The following is a 19,186-nucleotide window of genomic DNA, read 5'->3' as shown; positions in this document are numbered from 1 at the left end:
GCGGGCCGTTCCATGTGGCTCCCCGCTCGCCGTTCCTTCCGGCCACCTGCCTGCCGCCCTGGCCGTGTCTGCTGGCCGCCCGCCCGCCGTGCCGGCCGCGCCATCCGATCCTTGCTCCCACCCGCCCGCCCCGCGCGGATCGGCCGGCCCGACCGGCACGGGACACCCCGGCACAGGCCGATTTTCACGGTTTTCCGGATGACGTTGGGACAGCCTGCCCCCTTCGCGCATTTTTTTCGCCATTTCGGCTTGCAATGCCCCCGCAGCACAGGTAGATCGCAGGCCTCAGTGGTCCGATAGCTCAGCTGGATAGAGTACTTGACTACGAATCAAGGGGTCGGGGGTTCGAATCCTCCTCGGACCGCCACTGAAACCCACAGCGGATAGCGCACAGAACTGGCCATTGTGCCAGGTGCCTGATCTCATGGGTTTATCTTCACGATAACATGGTGGCGGCGTCTGGTTGAGCTTGGGCTCGACGGGCCGGCGCACGGCGTGGGGCCTGCCTGATCCCGGTCGGACCAGGCAAGATGGGATGCCGTGCGGATGCGGTCAGTCCCGGACGGCGCATGTGGCCATCCGGGAGGGCGCTCAGGTCTGTTCGAGACCCGCGATGATGGCCTCGGCCCAGGGTAGGGCGATGTCCTCGGGCAGCTCGCCGCTGGCCGCGTCATGCACGACCCGGTCGCCGACCAGAGTGGCCCCCCGGCCGGCCAGGCTGTCGGCCAGCTGCATCGAGCCGTTTCCGAACGTGTCATGGTATTCCCGGTCGCCCAGGCCAAAGACCGCGATGCGCACGCCGTCCAGCGCCGGGGGATTGGCCGCAAGCCGCTCGGCAAAGGGCTGGGCCGAGGCCGGCAATTCGCCGTCGCCATAGGACGAGCACAGGATGATGTTCAGATCCGCCTGCCGCAGCGCCTCGGGGGCGGTGTCGGAGAGGTTGGCCACGGTGGTCTCGTGGGCCTCTTCCAGCGCGGTGGACAGGTCGTCGGCAAGCATTTCGGCATTGCCGGTTTCGGTTCCGAAGAAGATGGCGATGTTCATGAGGCAAGGTCCTGAAGGGGCGGTGGGGTCAGCAGATCGGCGCGGCGGGCCAGCTTGCGTCGGCAGCGGTCCGGGCCGGCGGCGGATTTCTCGAACGTGTCGATGGCCTGCCAATGGGCGAAATCGACCGTGCCGGGGATGTCGCGCAGCAGCGCCCGGCCCGGGCGGGCGGCATCGGGGGTCAGCTCGGCCAGGATGCGGGCGGCCAGGGCCTGGCCTTCCTCGCGGCAGCGGGGCAGGGCGCCGGTGGGGCCGTTGCGGAACCAGCCGGCGCTGTAACAGGCTTGCGCGGTCTCGTCGGCCAGCTGGCCGTCGGAGGCAAAGCCGATGGCCGTCAGGATGGCGCTGGCGGTCAGGGTCTGGGGCCCGTCGGGGGTGTCGAGATCCAGCAACAGCCCGTCCGACCCCTGGCGCAGGGCGCGGGGCGCGGCCTGGAACCGGAAGTCGACGGGCAGCGGGCCGGATGTCTCGGCGGCCAGGGTGTTCAGCAGGCCGGCAATGGCGCCGTCGCTCTGCGGAGCGGGCGCAACATGCGCGTCGATCCGGGCCAGCCCGGCCAGTTCGCGGATCATCGCGGGATCGAACCGGGCGGCCTCGGCCGGTGACCGGCCGACGATGGTGATCCGCCGGATGTCCTGGCGGGCCAGCCAGGCCGTCGGGCCGGGGCCAAGGTCGCTGCCGGCCAGTTCGTCGGGCGTCTTGACCAGCAGGCGCAGGATGTCGATGGCCACGTTGCCTGTGCCGATGATCACGGGGGTCGGGCCCAGGTCGGGCAGGTCGGCCGCATCGGGATGTTCATGCAGCGCGCGGGTCAGCCGGGCCGACCCGATGACACCGGGCAGATCGTCGCCGGCAATGCCCAGGCGCCGGTCGCCCGACAGGCCGACGGTCAGCACCACCGCATCATAGGCCGCGCGCAGGGTGTCGAGCGACAGGTCCCGGCCGATATGCAGATTGCCGAAGAACTGCCCGCCCATGCGCGTAAAGATCCGGTCGAACTGGCGGGTCACGGCCTTGGTGCCCTGGTGATCCGCCGCCACGCCATAGCGCACCAGCCCGTAGGGCACCGGCAGGGCGTCGATCACGTCGACCTCCAGCTCCGGCGCGGCCTTCAGAAGCGCCTGGGCCGTGTAACAGCCGGACGGCCCGGCCCCGACGATTGCCACTTTTCCGGTCATTCCTGCAACGTTGTCCTTTTGTCGGTCCGCGATCGGCATTTGGGGATCATTCTCATTGACCGCGCGAAAAATCAATGAGAAGTTTGTTTAAAGCGCACTTGGTCGATTATCGACCAAACCAGAGCCGCAAGATTGACCTACTAGCAGGAGCTCGCATGACCGTGTCCGCACAAGAGGGCCGCCAGCCAACCACCTGGACCCACATCGCCCAAAGCGCCGACCTGGACGTGCCGCGCCCCGTTGTGCCGATCACGGCCATGGGCCAGGCGCTGGTGCTGTTCCGCGACGAACAGGGCGAACTGGGCCTGATCGGCCGCCATTGCCCGCACCGGGGCGCGGATCTGTGTTACGGTCGCCACGAGGACAACGGCCTGCGCTGCCCGTTCCACGGCTGGCATTTCGACCGAACGGGCCAATGCACCGAACAACCCGCAGAGCCGGCGGATTCCACCATGTACCAGACCATCAAGCTGCCCAGCTACCCGGTCCGCGAAGAAGGCGGGGCGGTCTTTGCCTGGTTCGGCGACGGCACCCCGCCGGCGCTGACCGCCGCGACCGCCACGGCCTGAGCCCCAGAAAGGAGCACCGCATGATCTCGCAGAAACTGAACGACCAGATCACCCGGATCGGCCTCGGCACCGAGGCCGGGACCGTGCATCGCCGCTATTGGCAGCCCGCCGCGCTGAGCGACGAGATGGCGCCGGGCCGCAGCCGCCTGCCGGTCAACCTGCTGGGCGAACGGCTGGTCCTGCTGCGCGAAGCCGATGGCCGGATGTCGCTGACCCCGCGCGTGGCCGCGCCCGACGAGGCGCCGACCCACCACCCGGCCGAGGCCGATCTGCAGCCCGTGGCCGGCGCGCCGGTCTACCCGGTCGAAGAGCGCAACGGCATCATCTTTGCCTATCTCGGCGAGGGCGCCCCGCCGGCCTTTCCGAATTTCGACTGTTTCCGTGCGCCCGACAGCCATGTCTTTGCCTTCAAGGGCCTGTGGGAATGCAACTGGCTGCAGGCGCTGGAGATCGGCATCGACCCGGGCCATGCCTCGTTCCTGCACCGGTTCCTGCAGGACGAAGACCCCGAGGACAGCTATGGCAAGCAGTTCCGCGACAAGGCGGCCGACACCAACATGCCGGTCACCCAGGTGCTGCGCGAATATCCCCGGCCCGACATCGAGGTCGAAGAAACCGATTTCGGCCTGAAGATCACCGCCCTGCGCCACATGGACGGCGAGCTGACCCATGTGCGCGTGACCAACCAGATCTTCCCGTCGGCGATCTGCATCCCGATGTCGCGCGAGATGATCATCACCCAGTGGCACGTGCCGGTCGATGACGAGAATTGCTATTGGTACACGATGTTCACCAGCTTCGACAAACCGGTGAACAAGGAGCTGATGCGCGAGCAGCGCCTGAAGGAACACAGCCTGCCCGACTACGCGCCGCTGAAGAACAAGGCCAACGATTACCACTACAATCCCGAAGAGCAGAAGACCCAGACCTATACGGGCATGGGGCTGGACATCAACGTGCACGACCAATGGGCCGTCGAGGGCATGGGCGCGATCCAGGACCGCACGCGCGAACACCTGGGCCGGGGCGATGCGGCGATCGTGCGCTACCGGCTGTTGCTGCGCAAGGCGATCAAGGCGGCGGCCGCGGGTCGGTTCGACCGGCTGCCGATGCAGGATCAGCCCGGCACGGCGCATATCGTCGGCCCGCTGTCCAACGATGCCATCGCCGACAGCGCCGACTGGCAGGCGGCCAGCTGGGATTACGACATGACCCGCCGGGCGGCCTGCCCGTGGGACGCCTCTGTATGACGGTGCCCGCGGGGGCCGAGCCGTTCCAGGACATTCTCGACGGCTATTTCACGCTGAAGGAATCGGTGCGCCAGATGATGGCCCGGCACGATCTGTGCTGGGCCTGGCTGGCCCTGTGGCACGCGCCGGTGATGGACATTGCCGGGCTGGGCCCGAAGGAGCCGGTGCCGCTGCACCTGCGCGACGGCTATGCCGGGTTGATCGAGGGCCTGGCCCTGACGGCCGTGCGACCCGGGCCGGAGGATGACCCGGTGCTGATCGGGGCGGGGGAGTGGCGCTGGCTGGATGCGCGCAGCGATGCGGCCCTGCCGGCCGACATCCGCCTGGCCGAACCGGCCTTCTTCCGGGGTGTCGGGCTGAGCCTTGGTGGCGCGGCCAATGCCCGGGCCGTGCCGGCCGATGAGCTGGCCGAGGATATCGCCCGCCTGGCCGAACAGCCGGGGGCGCGGGCCTTTACCGCCTGACGCCCGCCGGCCCGGCCGCCGCGCCGGGCCTCAGCCCTTGAGGGATTTCTTGTAACAGGCCGGGTCCATGTCGCGGATATCGGCGCTGATCGCCCCGATGCCGGGGCAGATCCGGCGCAGCGTGTCGGTCAGCGCGACCGACAGCTGCAACTTGGCCTCGGGCGTGCGCCCGGCCAGCAGCGACGCCGTGACATGGATGAACGATGCCCGCCCGTCGCCCATCAGGATCGCCTCGGAAGGCAGCAGCCGGACCTTGACGTCCTGCCGCTGCATGATGCCGGAGGCCACGGCGGCTTCCAGCAGGCCGGACAGGACGGCCGTCCGGTCCAGCCCGTCGGGGGCGAAATACTCGACGACGAGATGAGGCATGGTCAGAAGATCCCGAAATATTCCTGCTGTTCCCATTCGGTGACGACACCCAGATAGCGTTTCCACTCGGCCCGTTTCAGGGTCGACATGTAATCGGCGAAATCGGGGCCGAGCGTGTCGCGAAAGAGCTGTCCGGCCTCGAAGGCCTCGATCGCCGCGATCAGGCTGGGCGGCAGGGCCCGGGCATCGTTGTCATAGGGGTTTTCCACCGGTGCCGGAGCGCTCAGCACCTGGCGCAGGCCGGAAAGCCCCGACAGGATCTGCGAGGCAAAGTAGAAATAGGGGTTGGCCGCCGGCTCGGCCACGCGGTTCTCGACCCGGCTGGCGCCGTCGCCCGGGGCCATCAGCGCGCGCACCATGGCGCCCCGGTTGTCATAGCCCCATTCGATCCGGTCGGGGGCCAGCTGGAACGGCTGGTAGCGCTTGTAGCCGTTGACCGTGGGCGTGGTCAGCAGGCAGCTTTCCGGGGCATGGGCCAGCAGCCCGGCGATCCAGCCATCGGCCTGCGGGCTGAGCTGGCCGTCTGCCGGCGGGATGAACAGGTTCGTGCCGGAGGCATCGCAGAGCGACTGGTGCAGGTGCCAGCCGCTGGACGCGCTGTTGTCGACCTTGGGCCGGCACATGAAGGTCGCGTGCAGGCCTTCGCGGGCACAGACTTCCTTCACCATGGTGCGGAACATGATCATGTTGTCGGCGTGCGTCAGGGCATCGGCCGGCTCGAAGGTGAATTCGAACTGGCTGGGGCCCATCTCGACCTCGGTCGAGCGCACCGGCAGGCCCAGGGCCTGGGCATGGCGGCGCAGCAGGTCCATCACCGGTTCCAGCCGGTCGTAATTCATGTCGGCCAGGTATTGATAACCCTGGTCCAGCAGGGCCGTGGCCGGCGGCTGGCCGGGCATGCCGGCCTGGCCATGGGCCAGCGCGGCATCGGTGCGGGCGAAGACGTGGAATTCGACTTCCAGCCCGACGGTCAGGGCATAGCCCTCGTCGGCCAGCAGCGATACCGCCCGGCGCAGGGTCGGGCGCGGGGCAAAGGGCAGGGGCTGGCCGTCGCGGGTATAGGGATCGCAGAACAGCCAGGCCGAATGGGGCGCCCAGGGCAGCACGCGGAAGGTCGCGGGATCGGGCACGGCCAGCATGTCGCCGGCCCCCGACATCGTGGCCATCACCCCGGGGCTGCGCCCGTCCCAGATTGGAAAGACCGTGCGGTTGGACGTGTCCTTGAGCAGCAGCGTGCCGGGCAGGTTCAGCCCCGAGCGGAAGATCGAGCCGAGGGCCGAGGCCGTGACCGTCTTGCCGCGCAACAGCCCGTGCTGGTCGGCAAAGACCACGCGGATGGTTTCGACCGGCCCGCCGTCGAGCCGGGCCAGCAGGTCGGCCGCGGCCTGCAGCGCCTCGGGGCCAAGCAGCCCGTCGCGCGCCAGCCGGCCGGAGGAGAGTTTATCGAGTGGAGAGGTCATGTCGTTCCTGTCTGTCCTGCGCGGCCCCGGCGGGCCGCGGCTTGATCCGATGTGCTAGAGCCGCCCGGTCAGCAGCAGCGAGATCGCCGGGACGGCCAGCAGGATGCCCAGCCGGATGAGATCGGCCACCACGAAAGGCACCACGCCGGCCATGATCCGGGTCAGCGGCACCCCGCGCGAGGCGCTCTTGACCATGAAGAGGTTCATGCCGACGGGCGGGGTGATCATGCCCAGCTCGACGGTAACCACGGCGATGACGCCGAACCAGATCGGATCAAAGCCATTGGCCAGGATGACCGGAAAGAAGATCGGCACCGTCAGCAGGATCATGGCCAGGCTTTCCATGAAACAGCCCAGGATCACGTAGAACACCAGGATGGCCAGCAGCACCTGCCACGAGGTGAAGCCGCTGTCGTTGAGAAAGCCGACCAGGGCGTTGGACAGCTGCGAGGTCGACAGGACAAAGCCGAAGACCTCGGCGCCGATCAGGATCAGGAAGATCGCGCCGCTGGACACGATGGCCTCGGTGAAGGCCGCGACCAGGTCGGCCCGGGGCGTGCGCCGCCACAGGGCAAAGATCAGGGCCAGCGCGGCGCCGACGCCCCCGGCCTCGGTCGGGGTGAAGAAATTGCCGTAGAGCCCGCCCATCACCAGGCCGAAAAGCACGATGGCCGGGGCGAAGAGGCGCAGCACCTGCAGGGCGCCGCCGCGTTCGGTGGCCAGGTCGTCGGGCTGCGTCGCACCCGGGGCAGGGGGCCAGAACCGGGCCATGATCAGGATCGTGACGATATAAAGCGCAAAGGCCAGGATGCCGGGCAGGATGCCGGCCAGAAACATCGTGCCGACCGATTGCTCGGTGATCAGCGCGTAGAGCATCAGCGCGATGGACGGGGGGATCAGGATGCCCAGCGTGCCGCCGGCGGCCAGCGATCCGGTGGCCAGGCGGGTGTCATAGCCATGGGCCTTCATCTCGGGATAGGCCACGCGGGTCATCGTCGAGGCCGTGGCCAGCGACGATCCCGACACGGTGGAAAACACCGCGCTGGCCGTCATGCCCGCGGCGGCCAGCCCGCCGGCCCAGCCGCGGGTCAGCAGCAGGGCGCCCTTGAACAGGTCCGAGGCCACGCCCGACCTCGAGATCAGGTTGCCCATCAGCAGGAACAGGGGGATCAGCGTGAAGGAATAGCTGGTCACGGTCTCGAAGGCCGCGGTCTTGAGCACGCTCAGGGCCGGGGCGATGCCGACAATGGCCGAAAAGCCGGCAAAGCCGACGGCGATCATGGCCAGCCCGATGGGCGCGCCGAGGATCACGATGACGAACATGACGGCAATCGCCGCGATGCCGATGGCAAGAGGGGTCATCACAGCAGCTCCGCGTGGTGGCCTTCGGCCGTGAAGGCCTCGCGCAGGGCGATCACCGCAAGGGCCAGGCATTGCAGGGCGTAAAGCCCGTAGATCAGGTACATCGGAAGACGCAGGTCCTGGGTCTGTTCGGACCGCGCATGGGTGGCCACGGCGTCTTCCCAGAACAGCCAGGCCAGGACCACGGCCAGGGCCACGACACCCAGGAACCAGAACCGCGCGACCATGGCACGGGGCAGGGCGGGCAGGCGCTCGACCAGGAAATCGACGGCAATCATGCCTTCCTTGAGCGAGGCGGCCAGCGCGGCAAAGGCGACAATGCCCAGCAGGTAGGACACCTGTTCGATCGCCCCGGGGATCATCAGGTTCACGGCCGTGCCGGTGGCGTCAAAGACGATCCGGGCCAGCACGTTGAAGGCGACGACGAAGACCATGTAGAACAGGCAGAGCCCGCCGAGGAGCAGGCAGGCGGTTTCGACCGGGCCTGCGATGCGCCGGAGTAGCGTGACGAACATTGTGGGTCCTGGCAGTTGGGAGAGACGTGACGGGCCGCCCGAAGGCGACCCGCATTCGCTGGGACCGGGCAGATCAGTTCAGCTCGGCCTGGCAATCCGCGACATAGCCTTGCACGGCGGCATAGGTTTCGGTGCCCGGCAGGCCCTGCTCGTCGAGCGAGGCGATATAGGCGTCCGATGCCGTCTGCGCGGCTTCCATCCAGGTCGCGCGTTCCTCGTCCGACAGTTCGATGACGTTGGACGTTTCGCGCAGGCGCTCCAGCACCTTGGCCCCGGCCTCGTCATAGCCCGCGCCGGCGGTCACGGCCCATTTCATGCCGCTGTTGGCATCCACCGCGGCCTTGGCCTCGGGCGACAGCGAGTCGTACTTGGCCTTGTTCATCGTGGCGATGAAGGCCAGGGCATAGAACCCGAAGACGGTGTGGTTCTCGGTCAGCTCTTCCAGGCGGAAGCTCTCGACGCTTTCCCAGGGCAGCATGTAGCCGTCGATGGCCCCGCGCTGCACGGCTTCATAGGTGTTGGGCGCGGGCATGCCCACGGGCTCGGCACCCAGTTCGGTCAGCAGGTCGCCGACAACCTGGGTCGGCCGGCGCAGTTTCAGGCCTTTCATGTCGGCCAGCGTGCTGACCGGCTTTTTCGACGTGTGCAGGTGGCCCGGATCATGGGTGTGCACGAAGAGGATGTGGGTGTCTTCGTATTCCGCGTCCAGCGCGCCGGAATCATAGAGCTTCTGGAAGGCACAGGACCCGACGGCCCCGGTGTCGAAGAGCCCGGGCAGTTCCATGATCTGGCTCAGGGGGAAGCGGCCGGCGGTATAGCCCGGCACGGTCCAGGCGATGTCGGCGATGCCGGCCACGGCATTGTCATAGCCCGCCGCAGCCTTGCCCAGCGTCTGGGCCGGGAACACTTGGACATCCAGCGCGCCACCCGAGGCGTCTTCGACGGCCGTGGCCCAGTCTTCGAAGATCACCTGGTTCTGCCAGCTGTTGGCCGACATGAAATGGGCATAGCGCAGGTTCTCGGCCGAGGCCGCGGAGGCCAGGCCAAGCGTTGCGACGCCTGCGGTGAGGAGAGTTCTGATCATGATCGTCCTGTTCCCTGTACGTAGGTTTGGGGCTGCCGGGGGCCGGAAGCTTCTCGTTTCACGCAACATCTGCGCGATTATCAACCAATCGGTCATTCTTGCGGCGACTTGTCAACCCAGACAACGCTTGCGGGCGTCGATTGAAGGGGGCAATACAGGTGGAACGACCCGGCCGGCCCAGATTTTGGGCGCGGCCCGAACGGATGGCTTGGCATGGACGGACCGGAACCGGTGACACAGACGCGCGACGAGATCCCCACCAAGGACATTTCGCTGACCTTCATGAAGGGCATGACGGTCCTGAGGGCATTCGACGAGGCGCATAACCAGCTGACCCTGGCCGAGATCGGCCGCTTGACGGATATCGAACGGGCCGCCGTGCGGCGCCTTGTCCTGACGCTGGTGCATTTGGGATACGTGCGCAAGGAAGGCAACCGCTATTCCCTGACGCCGCGGGTGCTGGTGCTGGGCAGCGGCTTTCTGCGGGGCAACCAGTTCGGCCGGCTGGTGCAGCCGCTGATCGAGATGTGCGCCCGCGAGCTGGGCTACAGCGTCGGGTTGGCCATGCGCGACGGGTCCGAGCTGGTCTATGTCGCGCAATCCTCGCAGCTCAACGCGCGCTATACCTTTGGCTTCACCATCGGCAGCCGGCTGCCCCTGTTGTCGACCTCGATCGGGCGGGTGCTGCTGGCCTGGTCCGATCCCGACTGGGCCGGCCAGATGATCGAGACCATGCCGCTGGAACGGTTCACCGCCGAAACCGTGCTGGACCGCGCGGCCATCGCCGCCGACGTCGCCCGCTCGCGCGAGACCGGCGTGTCGATCGTGAAGGGCGAGTTCGAGGCCGGGGCCGTGGGCATTGCCGTGCCGGTCGGGCCGCTGGGCCGGGCCGAGATGGCGCTGGGCCTGTCCGAACCGGCCAGCGAGATCGATCCGGCCGATTATGCCCGGCTGACCGATATCCTGCTGCGCTATGCCAGCCAGATCGCCGGCGTGCTGAAGTAACCGCCCGGGGCATTCCGGGGCAGTCCAGGGCGGGTTCGGCCCCTAGGGCGCGACAACCAGCCCGGCGCAGGCCGTGGCATCCCCGCCGCAGCAATCCTGCAAGAGGAAGGTGACCAGCCCGTTCACCGCCCCGAGATTCGGCGCATAGAGAATTTCGCGGTGCTTGCGTTCGGCCGTCACCAGCCCGGCCCGTTTCAGCGCCGACAGGTGGCCCGACAGGGTGGACGGCTTGAGATCCAGCAGCCGGCCGACCTCCATCGCCGGCGTACCCGACGGCCCCCGTTGCACCAGCAGCCGAAAGACTGACAGCCGGGTTTCATGGGCAAGCGCTGCAAAGGCATCGATGGCAAGGGTCTGGTCCATGTTTCGTGATTACGCGAAATGAGGCGTGTTGACAAGCCGGCCCGCCCCTCGCTACACCGCAATCAGTTCGCTATTCCGCGAAATGACAAAATGATCACACCGGAGAGGACCATGTCCGACACCGCCGCCCCGATGGGCATCTTCGAACGGCTGCTGACCCTGTGGGTTGCCCTGGCCATGCTGGCCGGCCTGGCCATCGGCGCCCTTGCGCCCGGGCTGGTCACGGCCATTGCCGCGGCCGAGGTTGCCCGGATCAACCTGGTCGTGGCCGTGCTGATCTGGGCCATGGTCTATCCGATGATGGTCAATGTCGATTTCGGCGCGGTGGCCGGGGTGGCCCGCCAGCCCCGGGGCCTGCTGGTCACGCTGGTCGTCAACTGGCTGATCAAGCCTTTCTCGATGGCCGCTCTGGCGGTGCTGTTCTTCGACCATGTCTTTGCGCCCTGGATTGCGCCCGAGGATGCCGCCCAGTACATCGCCGGGTTGATCCTGCTGGGCGCCGCGCCCTGCACGGCCATGGTCTTTGTCTGGTCCCAGCTGACCCGGGGCGATGCGACCTACACGCTGGTCCAGGTTTCGGTGAACGACCTGATCATGGTCGTGGCCTTCGCGCCGATCGTGGCCCTGCTGCTGGGCGTAACCGAGATTGTCGTGCCCTGGGACACGCTGGTCCTGGCCACGGTGCTCTATGTCGTGTTGCCCCTGCTGGCCGGGCTGGCCACCCGCCGGATGCTGGGCTCGGACGAGGCCATCGCGGCCTTTACCGCCCGGATCAAGCCGCTGTCGGTGCTGGGCCTGATCGCCACGGTGGCCATTCTCTTCGGCCTGCAGGGCCAGACCATCCTCGACCGGCCGGGCATCATCGCCCTGATCGCCGTGCCGATCCTGATCCAGAGCTATGGCATCTTTGCCCTGGCCTATGGCGCGGCCTTCCTGCTGAAGGTGCCCCACCGCATCGCCGCGCCCTGCGCCCTGATCGGCACGTCGAACTTCTTCGAACTGGCCGTGGCCGTGGCGATTTCGATCTTCGGCCTGAATTCCGGGGCGGCCCTGGCCACGGTGGTCGGCGTGCTGGTCGAAGTGCCGGTCATGCTGACGCTGGTGGCCTTTGCCAACCGCACCCGCGCCCGGTTCCCGGCGCCCGGCCAATAGGCCCGTCCGCAGGCTTCGGCCGCATCACCCAACCGGCCGCAAGGCCCCGACACAAGGGGGAAGACACCCGTGACCGACACGCCCGACACCCGCGGCGACACGCCCAACATCGACGCGGAAAGCTTTGCGGCCCCCGATCCAGCGGCGCTGTTTCCCGTGGCCCTCAGCAGCCACGCCCCGCGCATCCTGATCCTCTACGGCTCGCTGCGTGACCGCAGCTATTCCCGCCTGGCCGCCGAAGAGGCCGGGCGCATCCTGGCCCGGCTGGGCGCCGAGGTGCGGATCTTTGATCCCGACGGGCTGCCGTTGCCCGACAGCGCCCCGGCCGATCATCCCAGGGTGGCCGAGCTGCGCGACCTGGTGACCTGGTGCGATGGCATGGTCTGGTCCTCGCCCGAGCGCCACGGGGCGATGACGGGCATCATGAAGGCCCAGATCGACTGGATCCCGCTGTCGCTGGGTGGCGTGCGCCCGACCCAGGGCAAGACCCTGGCCGTGATGCAGGTCTGCGGCGGGTCGCAATCCTTCAACACGGTCAACCAGTTGCGCGTGCTGGGGCGCTGGATGCGGTTGCTGACGATCCCCAACCAATCCTCGGTGCCCCGGGCCTGGGACGAATTCGACGCGGCCGGGCGGATGAAACCGACGCCCTATTACGATCGCATCGTCGATGTCATGGAAGAGCTGGTCAAGTTCACCCTGCTGACCCGCGACATCCGCGACCACCTGGTCGATCGCTATTCCGAGCGGGTCGAAAGCCGCGAGGCGCTCTCGGCCCGGGTGAACCAGGCCAAGGCGGTGGAATAGGGCGAGGCCGGCCTGCAAGGGCGGGATGAGCGGGTGTGGGGCCGGACGGGCACGGCCGCACATCAACGCCAGGATGCGTGGGCGGGCTCGGTCAGGCCGCGCGGCCGACCGAAGGCGGGCGGGACGGGCTGATAGCGTCGGACAGACAGGCCGGACCGGCGCGGCGGATCAACCGGGTGCCGGCGCGTCGTCGCCGGACAGCGCGTCGGAAATGGCTCCGGCCAGCTCGGCCGGAGTGCAGGGCTTCTGCAGGATCGGCGCGGGCACGGCGCCCTTCTCGTCCTCGGAATGACCGGTATAGCCCGACATGTAGAGCACCGGCAGATCCGGCGCCCGGGCCCGGACCTCTTCGGCCAGCCGGAACCCGTCCATCCCCCCGGGCATGACCACGTCGGTCAGCAAAAGGTCCCATCCCGCGCCATCGGCAAAGAGCGCAAGGCAGTCGGCCCCGGTCCGGGCCGTGGTCACCGTGTAGCCCAGCGTGACCAGCACGTCGCGCATCATCTCCAGCAGGTCGGGCTGGTCCTCGACCAGCAGGATGCGCTGGCCCTTGCCGCGCGGCCGGGGCAGCCGTTCGATCGGCTGTTCGCGGTGGCCGGCCTCGGTGCCCCGGGGCACGATCATGCGGATCGTCGTGCCCAGGCCCGGCTCGGAATAGATCCGCAATTCGCCGTGTGACTGCTGGACAAAGCCATAGACCATCGACAGGCCCAGCCCCGTGCCCATCCCGGTTTCCTTGGTCGTGAAGAACGGATCGGTGGCCCGGCGCTTGATCGTGTCGCTCATGCCCGGCCCGTCGTCGGTCACGGCCAGCTCGACATAGCGATAGGCCATGGTCCGGGCCGTGTCGGGGCTGAGCCCGTTGGCATGCAGCCCCTGCACGATGTAGGAATGCGGGCTTTCGCGGCGCAGCACGGCATCGGCGTCGATCTCGGAAATGCCCCGGGCGCTGACCACGATGCGCCCGCCCTTGCCCGAAAGGGTGATCGCGTCGCGGGCATTCAGCACCAGGTTCAGCAGCGCATTTTCCAGCTGGCCGGTGTCGCAGAAGACCCGCAGGTCGGGATCATCATGGTCGATCTCGAGCGCGATGTTTTCCTCGATGGTCGGGCGGGCCAGCTGGTCGAACTCGGCCAGCACATCGGCCACCGGGCGCGACTGGGCCTTGCCGGGCTGGCGCCGGGCAAAGGCCAGCAGGCGGCCGGTCAGGTCGGCGCCCTTGCGCACGGCCTTGAGGGCCGCATCGCCATAGCGTCGGGCGGTGGCCGGGTCGTCGGCATTGGCGCCCAGCTGGACGCTGTATTCGATGGTCGCCAGCAGGTTGTTGAAATCATGGGCAATGCCCCCGGTCAGCTGGCCAAGCGCATCCAGCCGGCCGGAGCGTTCGATCTGCTGGCGGCTTTCCTCCTCGCGGGTGACGTCGTCAAAGGCCAGCACGACCCAGAGCGTCGCGCCCTCGTCCTTGACCGTGCCGCTGCTGATCCGCACGTAGCGGTGCCCGTCGCGGGCCTTGCGCGTCATCAGCCGGGTCTCGGCCTGGATCTTCTCGCCGGCCAGGGCCCGGGCGATGGGGCTGTCGGGGCCGTCCAGCGGGCGGTTGTCCTGGGCATCGAGAAAGCGGATGTCGGCCGGCCAGTCGAAGGGCTCGGGATCGCTGATGCCGCCCAGCATGTGGCGCGAGGCCGAATTGGCCATCATCACCCGGCCGGTCCGGTCCAGGGCCACGATGCCTTCGGACGTGGTGTCGAAGATGTCGCGCAGCAGGGTCCGGCCCGAGCGCAGGCCGGCCACGGCGGCAGCCAGGCAGAGCGCGCCGATCGACAGGCCGGTCAGCAGCAATTGCTCGGCCTCCAGCCGGTCGAGCGCGGCATTGGTGCGCAGCGAGATGGCCAGGCCGATGCTGGCCAGGGCCACGGCCAGGGCGGTGCCGGTGACCGAGCCGGTGACGGCCACGGCAAGGATCGGGAAGATCAGCAGGAAGGACAGCGACGGGTCGAAGATGTCGAACGGGTCGAGCACGAGGAGGATGGTGCCGGCCAGCGCGGCAAAGCGCAGGGCCGTGGCGCGCGGGGTGTCGCCGGGCAGGGCGAGGGTCCGGGCCGGGCCCTGCGCGGCGACGGGGGTTGGCAGGCGACGGGCATCGGCCACGGGGGGCGGCGCGGCGGTGGACGCGCGCCCGGTCAGCCGGGTCAGGGCGGGGAAGACCAGGGTCATCAGGACCGGGGCGATGCAGACCACGCCCAGGGTGTCGCCGGCCCAGAAGGACAGGATGGCTGCCGGCACATCGGCCCAGGCCAGCAGGCCAAAGGCGGCCAGGTCGAGGATGGCCAGAACGGCAACGGCCAGCGAGGCCACGATCATCGCGGCAAAGAAATGCAGGACGTCGCTCAGCTGGGACAGCCGGGGATCGACCCGCCGGTGGCGCAGCCAGAGCGCGGCCAGCCCGTAACCGGCCGTGACCCCGAGGGCCAGCAGGACCAGGGCCAGCGGCTCGCCGGGGAGCCAGACCAGAGAGCCCATGATCAGCGGGCCGATCATCAGCAGGGGCATGAACCGCGGGCCGAGCGCCATCAGCAGGGCGACGCTCAGGCCGTGCGGCGGATACCAGGGGCTGATCCCGGGCGAGACTTCGAAGACCCAGCCGACGAGGTCGAGCGCGCACCAGGCGACAACGTAGGCCAGGGCGATCAGGGCATAGCGGGCAGCAGATCTCACGTCGTCGGGTATCCCGTTCGGGTCTGGGGCCATCCGCCGGCCCCGGGCGGGGTGGCGGAGATCGGTGCGGACCGCCGATCCGCCGTCATGTTAGCCAACTTCGGTGCAGGTCGAAGGGGTTTTCTGCCTGGTGCGGTCCGCCGGGGCCTTGCCGGTGGCACATTGCCCCGGGCGGGGGCGCCGGGGGCCTGCGTCGCCGGCCCGGGGGCGGGCCGTCTCGGCGGGGTGAGGCGATGTCGGTGGGGCGGGGGCGTGTCGGCGGTGTCGGGGCGGGCCGTCATGGCGGGGCAGGCGGTCGAGACCCGCCCGCCCCGCCGCGCACCCTATTGGGCGGCGATGCAATCCTTGGTCATCTCGATGGCATTGGCGCTGCCATCCAGGCTGATCTTGACCTCGATCTCCTCGCCGGGGAAGGCGATCACCTCGGTCACATCGGCGGCCTTGGCAAAGAGATCGAAACTGTCGGACAGGATGTAGCCGCCCGAATAGGCATCGGCATTGTGCCGCTGCCAGCGCGAGATCTTGCCCGTGTGGCTCTGGCCGGCCACGGTCACGGTCAGCTCTTCGCGTTCCTTGCGCAGATCCTCGGGCACGACGGCATAGACGGCCAGGTAGGCATGTTCATTGTCCTTGGTCAGCCCGATCTGCACGACATTGCCGGTGGCATCGACCTTTTCGGTCAGGCAGGTCGCGCGGGTGGTGTCGGTAAAGACATACCAGGCCCCGGAATGGCCGAAGGGCATGAAGACATCGCCCTCGGCGGGCAGGTGCGGGTCGGCGGCAAGGGCGGGCAGGGCAAGGGCGATAAGGGCGCTGGCCACGGCGGGCAATTGTCTGGAAATCGGCATGTCGGGTCTCCCTGGGTACTTGTACAGTTTAACGTTGCAATCTTCCGCCGATGACGGAATGTCTTTACTCTACTTTCGCGAGTATGCATCTGTCTTGTGTTTTCTTCCGGTTTTCCAGGGATTTGCGGGTGGCGGCGATGGCGGGGCGCGCCGGGGCCCGGGGCCTGCGACCGCGCGGGCGTTTGCGGCAGAGGCCGGGCGTGGTATCCTTGGCGGCGCAGGGTCTGCAGCGGGAGGAAGCACATGCGGACTGAACTGACGACGCGGCGGCGCGTCCTGCGCCTGACCTACGGGCGTTATGTCGAGGCCGACCGGGCCTGGCGCCGGGCCATCTACGAGATGCGGCTGTGGTTTCCGCCAAGCGGGCGGCCGAACCGCGATGCCATGGGCAACCCCGGATCCGAGATGCGGCGATTGTACGAAACACGGGCCCGGGCGCTGGTGCTGTTCGAGGCGGCCCACGTGAAATTCGACACCGCCCGCGACCGGCTGGACATGCGCGGCGCGGCCGGGCTGGCCGGTGGTCGGGGCGATGCCGGGGGCCAGCCGCGCGCGCATTGACGGGCGGCGGGATGGTGGGCCGGGTGATGGTATGACGGCCGTTGCATCCGGGGCCAGTGCCGGTGCCGGTCAGGCGTCGGGCAAGCGCCAATCAGGCCGTCACCCGGTGGGGGTCAGCCACGGTGCAGGCCCCGATCTCGTGCGGGCCACGCCCCGGCGATCACAGGGCGGCCATTTCGGCCCGCGTGGCCTCGGCCAGGCGGCGGATGCCTTCGGCCAGCTTGTCCGGCGGGTTCAGCGTGAAGTTCAGCCGGGTGGCCCGGCGGTCGCGGCCCTCGGGGTCAAAGACCGAACTGGGCGAGATGCAGACCCCGTGATCCAGCCCGCGGGTCATCAGCCGGTCGGTGTCCAGCCGGGCATCGCGGGCCACGGCCCAGACGAACATCCCGCCCGAGGGGACCTCCCAGTCGTAGAGATCCGGCAGGTGTTCGGCCATGGCCGCGCAGAGCGCATCGCGGCGGTCCCGGTAGAGCGACAGGATGTCGGGCAGGATCTGTTCGGGCAGCCGGTCTTCGAGCGCGCCCTGGGCGATGCGCTGGCAGATCCCCGAGGTGAACATGTCCGAGCCCTGCTTGGCCGTGGTCAGGGCGGTGATCATCTCGGGCGCGGCGATGACCCAGCCGATGCGCAGGCCGGGGGCCAGCTCCTTGGACAGGGTGCCCAGGTAGATGACCGGCCCGTCATAAAGCCCTTCCTGGGAGGAGTCGGGGCGGTCCCCGGCCGAGATGTCGAGAAGCCGGGGCAGGGGGGCGCCGTCGTAGTAAAGCGCGCCATAGGGGTCGTCTTCGACCAGCCAGCAGCCCGTGGCATTGGCCGCGTCGACCAGCGCACGGCGCTGGTCGTGCCCGACCAGCCGACCGGTCGGGTTCGAGAAATTGGGCACGGTATAGGCAAACTTGGCACCGGCCATGCAACCGGCGATGTCGACATCGTTGGCCTCAAGGCGCATCGGCCGATAGGCCGGGGCGCGGGGCATCCAGGCATCCAGCGCGCCGAGATAGGCCGGGGCCTGGGCGGCGATGGCATCGCCGGGGTCCAGCAGCACCTTGCCGACGAGGTCCAGCGCCTGCATGCCGCCGGTGGTGATCATGACGTTCTCGCGGGTCAGCCGCAGCCCCCCGCGCGAGAACCGCCGGGCGATGACGTCGCGCAGGCCGGGCAGCCCGTCGATCGGCGAATAGGCCAGGGTGTCGCCGGGATGGTCGGCCACGGCCGACCGCGCCTGTTCGGCCAGCGCGGCCACAGGCCAGACCGAGGGATCGGGCAGGCCGCCGGCCAGGTTGATCAGCCCGGGGATGCGCCCGGCGGCAAGGAAGGTCTGGGTGACATCGTTGGTCTGGCTCAGCCAGCTGGCAAAGGCGGGGCGGTGCATGGCGGCTCCTTACTGTCGGCGGGGCAGGGGCCCGCATCCTAGAACAGCAGATTGAACAGGGGGTTTAAAGCCCCCGGTCGTGGGGTGGGCCTAGCGGATCTTGACCTGGCCCCGGGCGATGCGCCGCGATTTCTGGCGCTCGCGCAGGAAGACGAAGAGGCCCGAGCCCATGATCAGGGCCATGCCGATCCAGACCTCCCAGCCCGGCAGGGTGTCGAAGATCAGCCAGCCCCAGAACACGGCCAGCGGCAGGCCGACATATTCGAACGGCGCGATGGTCGCGGCATCGGCCGCCCGGTAGGCCGCGCTGAGCGCATAGCCCACGACGGCGGCATTCAGGCCGAGGCCCAGGAAATACCACCAGTCCGAGCCGTCGGGCCAGACCCAGGCGCGCAGCAGGAAGACCAGCGAGGCATTGTCGACGCCCTCGGCAAACCGCCCGTCGCCGGCGACCAGCCAGAAGCCCGAGGCGACAAGGATGAAGGTGCCCTGGATATAGACCGACAGGGCCGAGGCCTTGGTCGTGGCGCCCAGCTTGCGGGTCAGGATCTGGTTGGCGGCATACAGCAGGGCCGACAGGACGGGCAGCAGCAGGACGACGCGGCTGACGTCAAGCGTGTCGGTGCCGGCCCAGGGCCGTTGCATCAGGACCACCCCGGCAAAGCCGACCAGCACGGCGCCCAGGCGCATCGGGCCGACCTTTTCGCCCAGCACGGGGATCGACAGCAGGGTGATGAACAGCGGGGCGACGAAGAACAGCGCCGTGGCATCGGCCAGGGGCAGGGCGGCCAGGGCGGCGAAATAGGTCATGTTGGCGGCGACGATCATCAGCCCGCGCAGGGCATGCAGGCCGGGTTGTTTCGTGCGCAGGATGGACAGGCCGCCTTCGAACTGGACCAGGACCAGGCTGAAACAGATGCCGATGGCCGAGCGGACAAAGACCATCTGGTGCAGCGGGTAGCCGCCCGACAGTTCCTTGATCAGCATGTCGTTGATCGAAATGCAGAATATGCCCGCGACAATAAAGGCGATCCCCGCCGCCGCCCGGTTTTCCATCGTGCCCTCCGG

The 19,186-nt window shown here is 68.5% G+C and carries 19 protein-coding genes and 1 tRNA gene; 8 read left to right on the top strand and 12 right to left on the bottom strand.

Annotation, left to right across the window (positions count from 1 at the left end; all coding sequences use genetic code 11):
- Positions 1–290: 290 nt before the first annotated feature.
- Positions 291–367, top strand: a tRNA-Arg gene (locus tag ACK3BB_RS20795).
- Between the two features lie 224 nt (positions 368–591).
- Here the strand turns inward: ACK3BB_RS20795 and ACK3BB_RS20790 are convergent.
- Positions 592–1,044, bottom strand: a complete 453-nt coding sequence (locus tag ACK3BB_RS20790) for a flavodoxin domain-containing protein (protein ID WP_428926550.1) — start codon at positions 1,042–1,044, stop codon at positions 592–594.
- Positions 1,041–2,222: an FAD-dependent oxidoreductase gene (locus ACK3BB_RS20785; protein WP_428926549.1), complete on the bottom strand. Its 1,182-nt coding sequence runs from the start codon at positions 2,220–2,222 to the stop codon at positions 1,041–1,043. The genes ACK3BB_RS20790 and ACK3BB_RS20785 overlap by 4 nt, the downstream gene beginning before the upstream one ends.
- A 155-nt stretch (positions 2,223–2,377) precedes the next feature.
- Here ACK3BB_RS20785 and ACK3BB_RS20780 point away from each other — a divergent pair, with 155 nt between their 5' ends.
- The 3 genes from ACK3BB_RS20780 to ACK3BB_RS20770 are packed head-to-tail and all read left to right on the top strand — an operon-like array spanning position 2,378 to position 4,505.
- Positions 2,378–2,791, top strand: coding sequence for a Rieske 2Fe-2S domain-containing protein (locus ACK3BB_RS20780; protein WP_428926548.1), 414 nt, complete (start codon positions 2,378–2,380; stop codon positions 2,789–2,791).
- A gap of 20 nt (positions 2,792–2,811) precedes the next feature.
- Positions 2,812–4,041, top strand: coding sequence for an aromatic ring-hydroxylating dioxygenase subunit alpha (locus ACK3BB_RS20775; protein WP_428926547.1), 1,230 nt, complete (start codon positions 2,812–2,814; stop codon positions 4,039–4,041).
- Positions 4,038–4,505 carry a hypothetical protein gene (locus tag ACK3BB_RS20770; protein ID WP_428926546.1) on the top strand — a complete coding sequence of 156 codons (468 nt, stop codon included), beginning with the start codon at positions 4,038–4,040 and terminating at the stop codon, positions 4,503–4,505. The genes ACK3BB_RS20775 and ACK3BB_RS20770 overlap by 4 nt, the downstream gene beginning before the upstream one ends.
- Before the next feature lie 30 nt (positions 4,506–4,535).
- Here ACK3BB_RS20770 and ACK3BB_RS20765 read toward each other — a convergent pair whose 3' ends face one another.
- The 5 genes from ACK3BB_RS20765 to ACK3BB_RS20745 all read right to left on the bottom strand — a co-directional run bounded on the left by ACK3BB_RS20765 (position 4,536) and on the right by ACK3BB_RS20745 (position 9,295).
- Complete coding sequence (locus ACK3BB_RS20765) at positions 4,536–4,874, bottom strand: 5-carboxymethyl-2-hydroxymuconate Delta-isomerase (RefSeq protein ID WP_428926545.1); 339 nt, start codon at positions 4,872–4,874, stop codon at positions 4,536–4,538.
- 2 nt (positions 4,875–4,876) lie between these two features.
- Complete coding sequence (locus ACK3BB_RS20760) at positions 4,877–6,334, bottom strand: glutamine synthetase family protein (protein ID WP_428926544.1); 1,458 nt, start codon at positions 6,332–6,334, stop codon at positions 4,877–4,879.
- Between the two features lie 54 nt (positions 6,335–6,388).
- On the bottom strand, positions 6,389–7,696 hold the full coding sequence (locus ACK3BB_RS20755) for a TRAP transporter large permease (RefSeq protein WP_428926543.1): 1,308 nt from the start codon (positions 7,694–7,696) through the stop codon (positions 6,389–6,391).
- The gene (locus tag ACK3BB_RS20750) at positions 7,696–8,211 is read right to left on the bottom strand and encodes a TRAP transporter small permease (RefSeq protein WP_428926542.1); all 516 of its coding nucleotides are present in this window, start codon (positions 8,209–8,211) and stop codon (positions 7,696–7,698) included. Before ACK3BB_RS20750 ends, ACK3BB_RS20755 begins: the two co-directional genes overlap by 1 nt.
- Before the next feature lie 73 nt (positions 8,212–8,284).
- Positions 8,285–9,295, bottom strand: a complete 1,011-nt coding sequence (locus ACK3BB_RS20745) for a TRAP transporter substrate-binding protein (RefSeq protein ID WP_428926541.1) — start codon at positions 9,293–9,295, stop codon at positions 8,285–8,287.
- Positions 9,296–9,508: 213 nt separating this feature from the next.
- Here ACK3BB_RS20745 and ACK3BB_RS20740 point away from each other — a divergent pair, with 213 nt between their 5' ends.
- On the top strand, positions 9,509–10,300 hold the full coding sequence (locus tag ACK3BB_RS20740) for an IclR family transcriptional regulator (protein ID WP_428926540.1): 792 nt from the start codon (positions 9,509–9,511) through the stop codon (positions 10,298–10,300).
- Positions 10,301–10,342: 42 nt separating this feature from the next.
- On the opposite strand, the gene ACK3BB_RS20735 is transcribed toward ACK3BB_RS20740, so the two are convergent.
- Positions 10,343–10,663: an ArsR/SmtB family transcription factor gene (locus ACK3BB_RS20735; RefSeq protein WP_428926539.1), complete on the bottom strand. Its 321-nt coding sequence runs from the start codon at positions 10,661–10,663 to the stop codon at positions 10,343–10,345.
- Positions 10,664–10,774: 111 nt separating this feature from the next.
- On the opposite strand from ACK3BB_RS20735, the gene arsB reads away from it, so the two are divergent.
- Positions 10,775–11,815 (top strand): ACR3 family arsenite efflux transporter, encoded by a 1,041-nt coding sequence (gene arsB / locus ACK3BB_RS20730; protein ID WP_428926538.1) that lies wholly within the window; start codon positions 10,775–10,777, stop codon positions 11,813–11,815.
- Positions 11,816–11,884: 69 nt separating this feature from the next.
- Positions 11,885–12,622 (top strand): arsenical resistance protein ArsH, encoded by a 738-nt coding sequence (gene arsH / locus ACK3BB_RS20725; protein ID WP_428926537.1) that lies wholly within the window; start codon positions 11,885–11,887, stop codon positions 12,620–12,622.
- A gap of 168 nt (positions 12,623–12,790) precedes the next feature.
- On the opposite strand, the gene ACK3BB_RS20720 is transcribed toward arsH, so the two are convergent.
- Both ACK3BB_RS20720 and ACK3BB_RS20715 read right to left on the bottom strand, forming a co-directional pair.
- Positions 12,791–15,337: a response regulator gene (locus ACK3BB_RS20720; protein ID WP_428926536.1), complete on the bottom strand. Its 2,547-nt coding sequence runs from the start codon at positions 15,335–15,337 to the stop codon at positions 12,791–12,793.
- Between the two features lie 323 nt (positions 15,338–15,660).
- On the bottom strand, positions 15,661–16,185 hold the full coding sequence (locus tag ACK3BB_RS20715) for a hypothetical protein (protein WP_428926535.1): 525 nt from the start codon (positions 16,183–16,185) through the stop codon (positions 15,661–15,663).
- Between the two features lie 243 nt (positions 16,186–16,428).
- Between ACK3BB_RS20715 and ACK3BB_RS20710 the strand changes: the two genes are divergently transcribed.
- Positions 16,429–16,746, top strand: coding sequence for a hypothetical protein (locus ACK3BB_RS20710; RefSeq protein ID WP_428926534.1), 318 nt, complete (start codon positions 16,429–16,431; stop codon positions 16,744–16,746).
- 160 nt (positions 16,747–16,906) lie between these two features.
- Here the strand turns inward: ACK3BB_RS20710 and ACK3BB_RS20705 are convergent, their stop codons facing one another.
- Positions 16,907–18,118: a PLP-dependent aminotransferase family protein gene (locus tag ACK3BB_RS20705; RefSeq protein ID WP_428926533.1), complete on the bottom strand. Its 1,212-nt coding sequence runs from the start codon at positions 18,116–18,118 to the stop codon at positions 16,907–16,909.
- Positions 18,119–18,208: 90 nt separating this feature from the next.
- On the bottom strand, positions 18,209–19,174 hold the full coding sequence (locus ACK3BB_RS20700; protein ID WP_428926532.1) for a DMT family transporter: 966 nt from the start codon (positions 19,172–19,174) through the stop codon (positions 18,209–18,211).
- Positions 19,175–19,186 lie beyond the last annotated feature (12 nt).

It is taken from the genome of Marinibacterium sp. SX1 (assembly GCF_050389775.1).
Lineage (GTDB): Bacteria > Pseudomonadota > Alphaproteobacteria > Rhodobacterales > Rhodobacteraceae > Marinibacterium.
This window is presented reverse-complemented; position numbering and strand designations above follow the sequence as displayed.

Excerpts from the sequence above, each read along its gene's own strand:
- ACK3BB_RS20775 (WP_428926547.1), top strand. The coding sequence starts at position 2,812 with ATGATCTCGCAGAAACTGAACGACCAGATCACCCGGATCGGCCTCGGC.
- ACK3BB_RS20745 (WP_428926541.1), bottom strand. The coding sequence starts at position 9,295 with ATGATCAGAACTCTCCTCACCGCAGGCGTCGCAACGCTTGGCCTGGCC.
- ACK3BB_RS20780 (WP_428926548.1), top strand. The coding sequence starts at position 2,378 with ATGACCGTGTCCGCACAAGAGGGCCGCCAGCCAACCACCTGGACCCAC.
- ACK3BB_RS20790 (WP_428926550.1), bottom strand. The coding sequence starts at position 1,044 with ATGAACATCGCCATCTTCTTCGGAACCGAAACCGGCAATGCCGAAATG.
- ACK3BB_RS20770 (WP_428926546.1), top strand. The coding sequence starts at position 4,038 with ATGACGGTGCCCGCGGGGGCCGAGCCGTTCCAGGACATTCTCGACGGC.
- ACK3BB_RS20755 (WP_428926543.1), bottom strand. The coding sequence starts at position 7,696 with ATGACCCCTCTTGCCATCGGCATCGCGGCGATTGCCGTCATGTTCGTC.
- ACK3BB_RS20750 (WP_428926542.1), bottom strand. The coding sequence starts at position 8,211 with ATGTTCGTCACGCTACTCCGGCGCATCGCAGGCCCGGTCGAAACCGCC.
- ACK3BB_RS20710 (WP_428926534.1), top strand. The coding sequence starts at position 16,429 with ATGCGGACTGAACTGACGACGCGGCGGCGCGTCCTGCGCCTGACCTAC.
- ACK3BB_RS20785 (WP_428926549.1), bottom strand. The coding sequence starts at position 2,222 with ATGACCGGAAAAGTGGCAATCGTCGGGGCCGGGCCGTCCGGCTGTTAC.
- ACK3BB_RS20700 (WP_428926532.1), bottom strand. The coding sequence starts at position 19,174 with ATGGAAAACCGGGCGGCGGCGGGGATCGCCTTTATTGTCGCGGGCATA.
- arsB (WP_428926538.1), top strand. The coding sequence starts at position 10,775 with ATGTCCGACACCGCCGCCCCGATGGGCATCTTCGAACGGCTGCTGACC.
- ACK3BB_RS20765 (WP_428926545.1), bottom strand. The coding sequence starts at position 4,874 with ATGCCTCATCTCGTCGTCGAGTATTTCGCCCCCGACGGGCTGGACCGG.
- ACK3BB_RS20740 (WP_428926540.1), top strand. The coding sequence starts at position 9,509 with ATGGACGGACCGGAACCGGTGACACAGACGCGCGACGAGATCCCCACC.
- ACK3BB_RS20715 (WP_428926535.1), bottom strand. The coding sequence starts at position 16,185 with ATGCCGATTTCCAGACAATTGCCCGCCGTGGCCAGCGCCCTTATCGCC.
- ACK3BB_RS20760 (WP_428926544.1), bottom strand. The coding sequence starts at position 6,334 with ATGACCTCTCCACTCGATAAACTCTCCTCCGGCCGGCTGGCGCGCGAC.
- ACK3BB_RS20735 (WP_428926539.1), bottom strand. The coding sequence starts at position 10,663 with ATGGACCAGACCCTTGCCATCGATGCCTTTGCAGCGCTTGCCCATGAA.
- ACK3BB_RS20705 (WP_428926533.1), bottom strand. The coding sequence starts at position 18,118 with ATGCACCGCCCCGCCTTTGCCAGCTGGCTGAGCCAGACCAACGATGTC.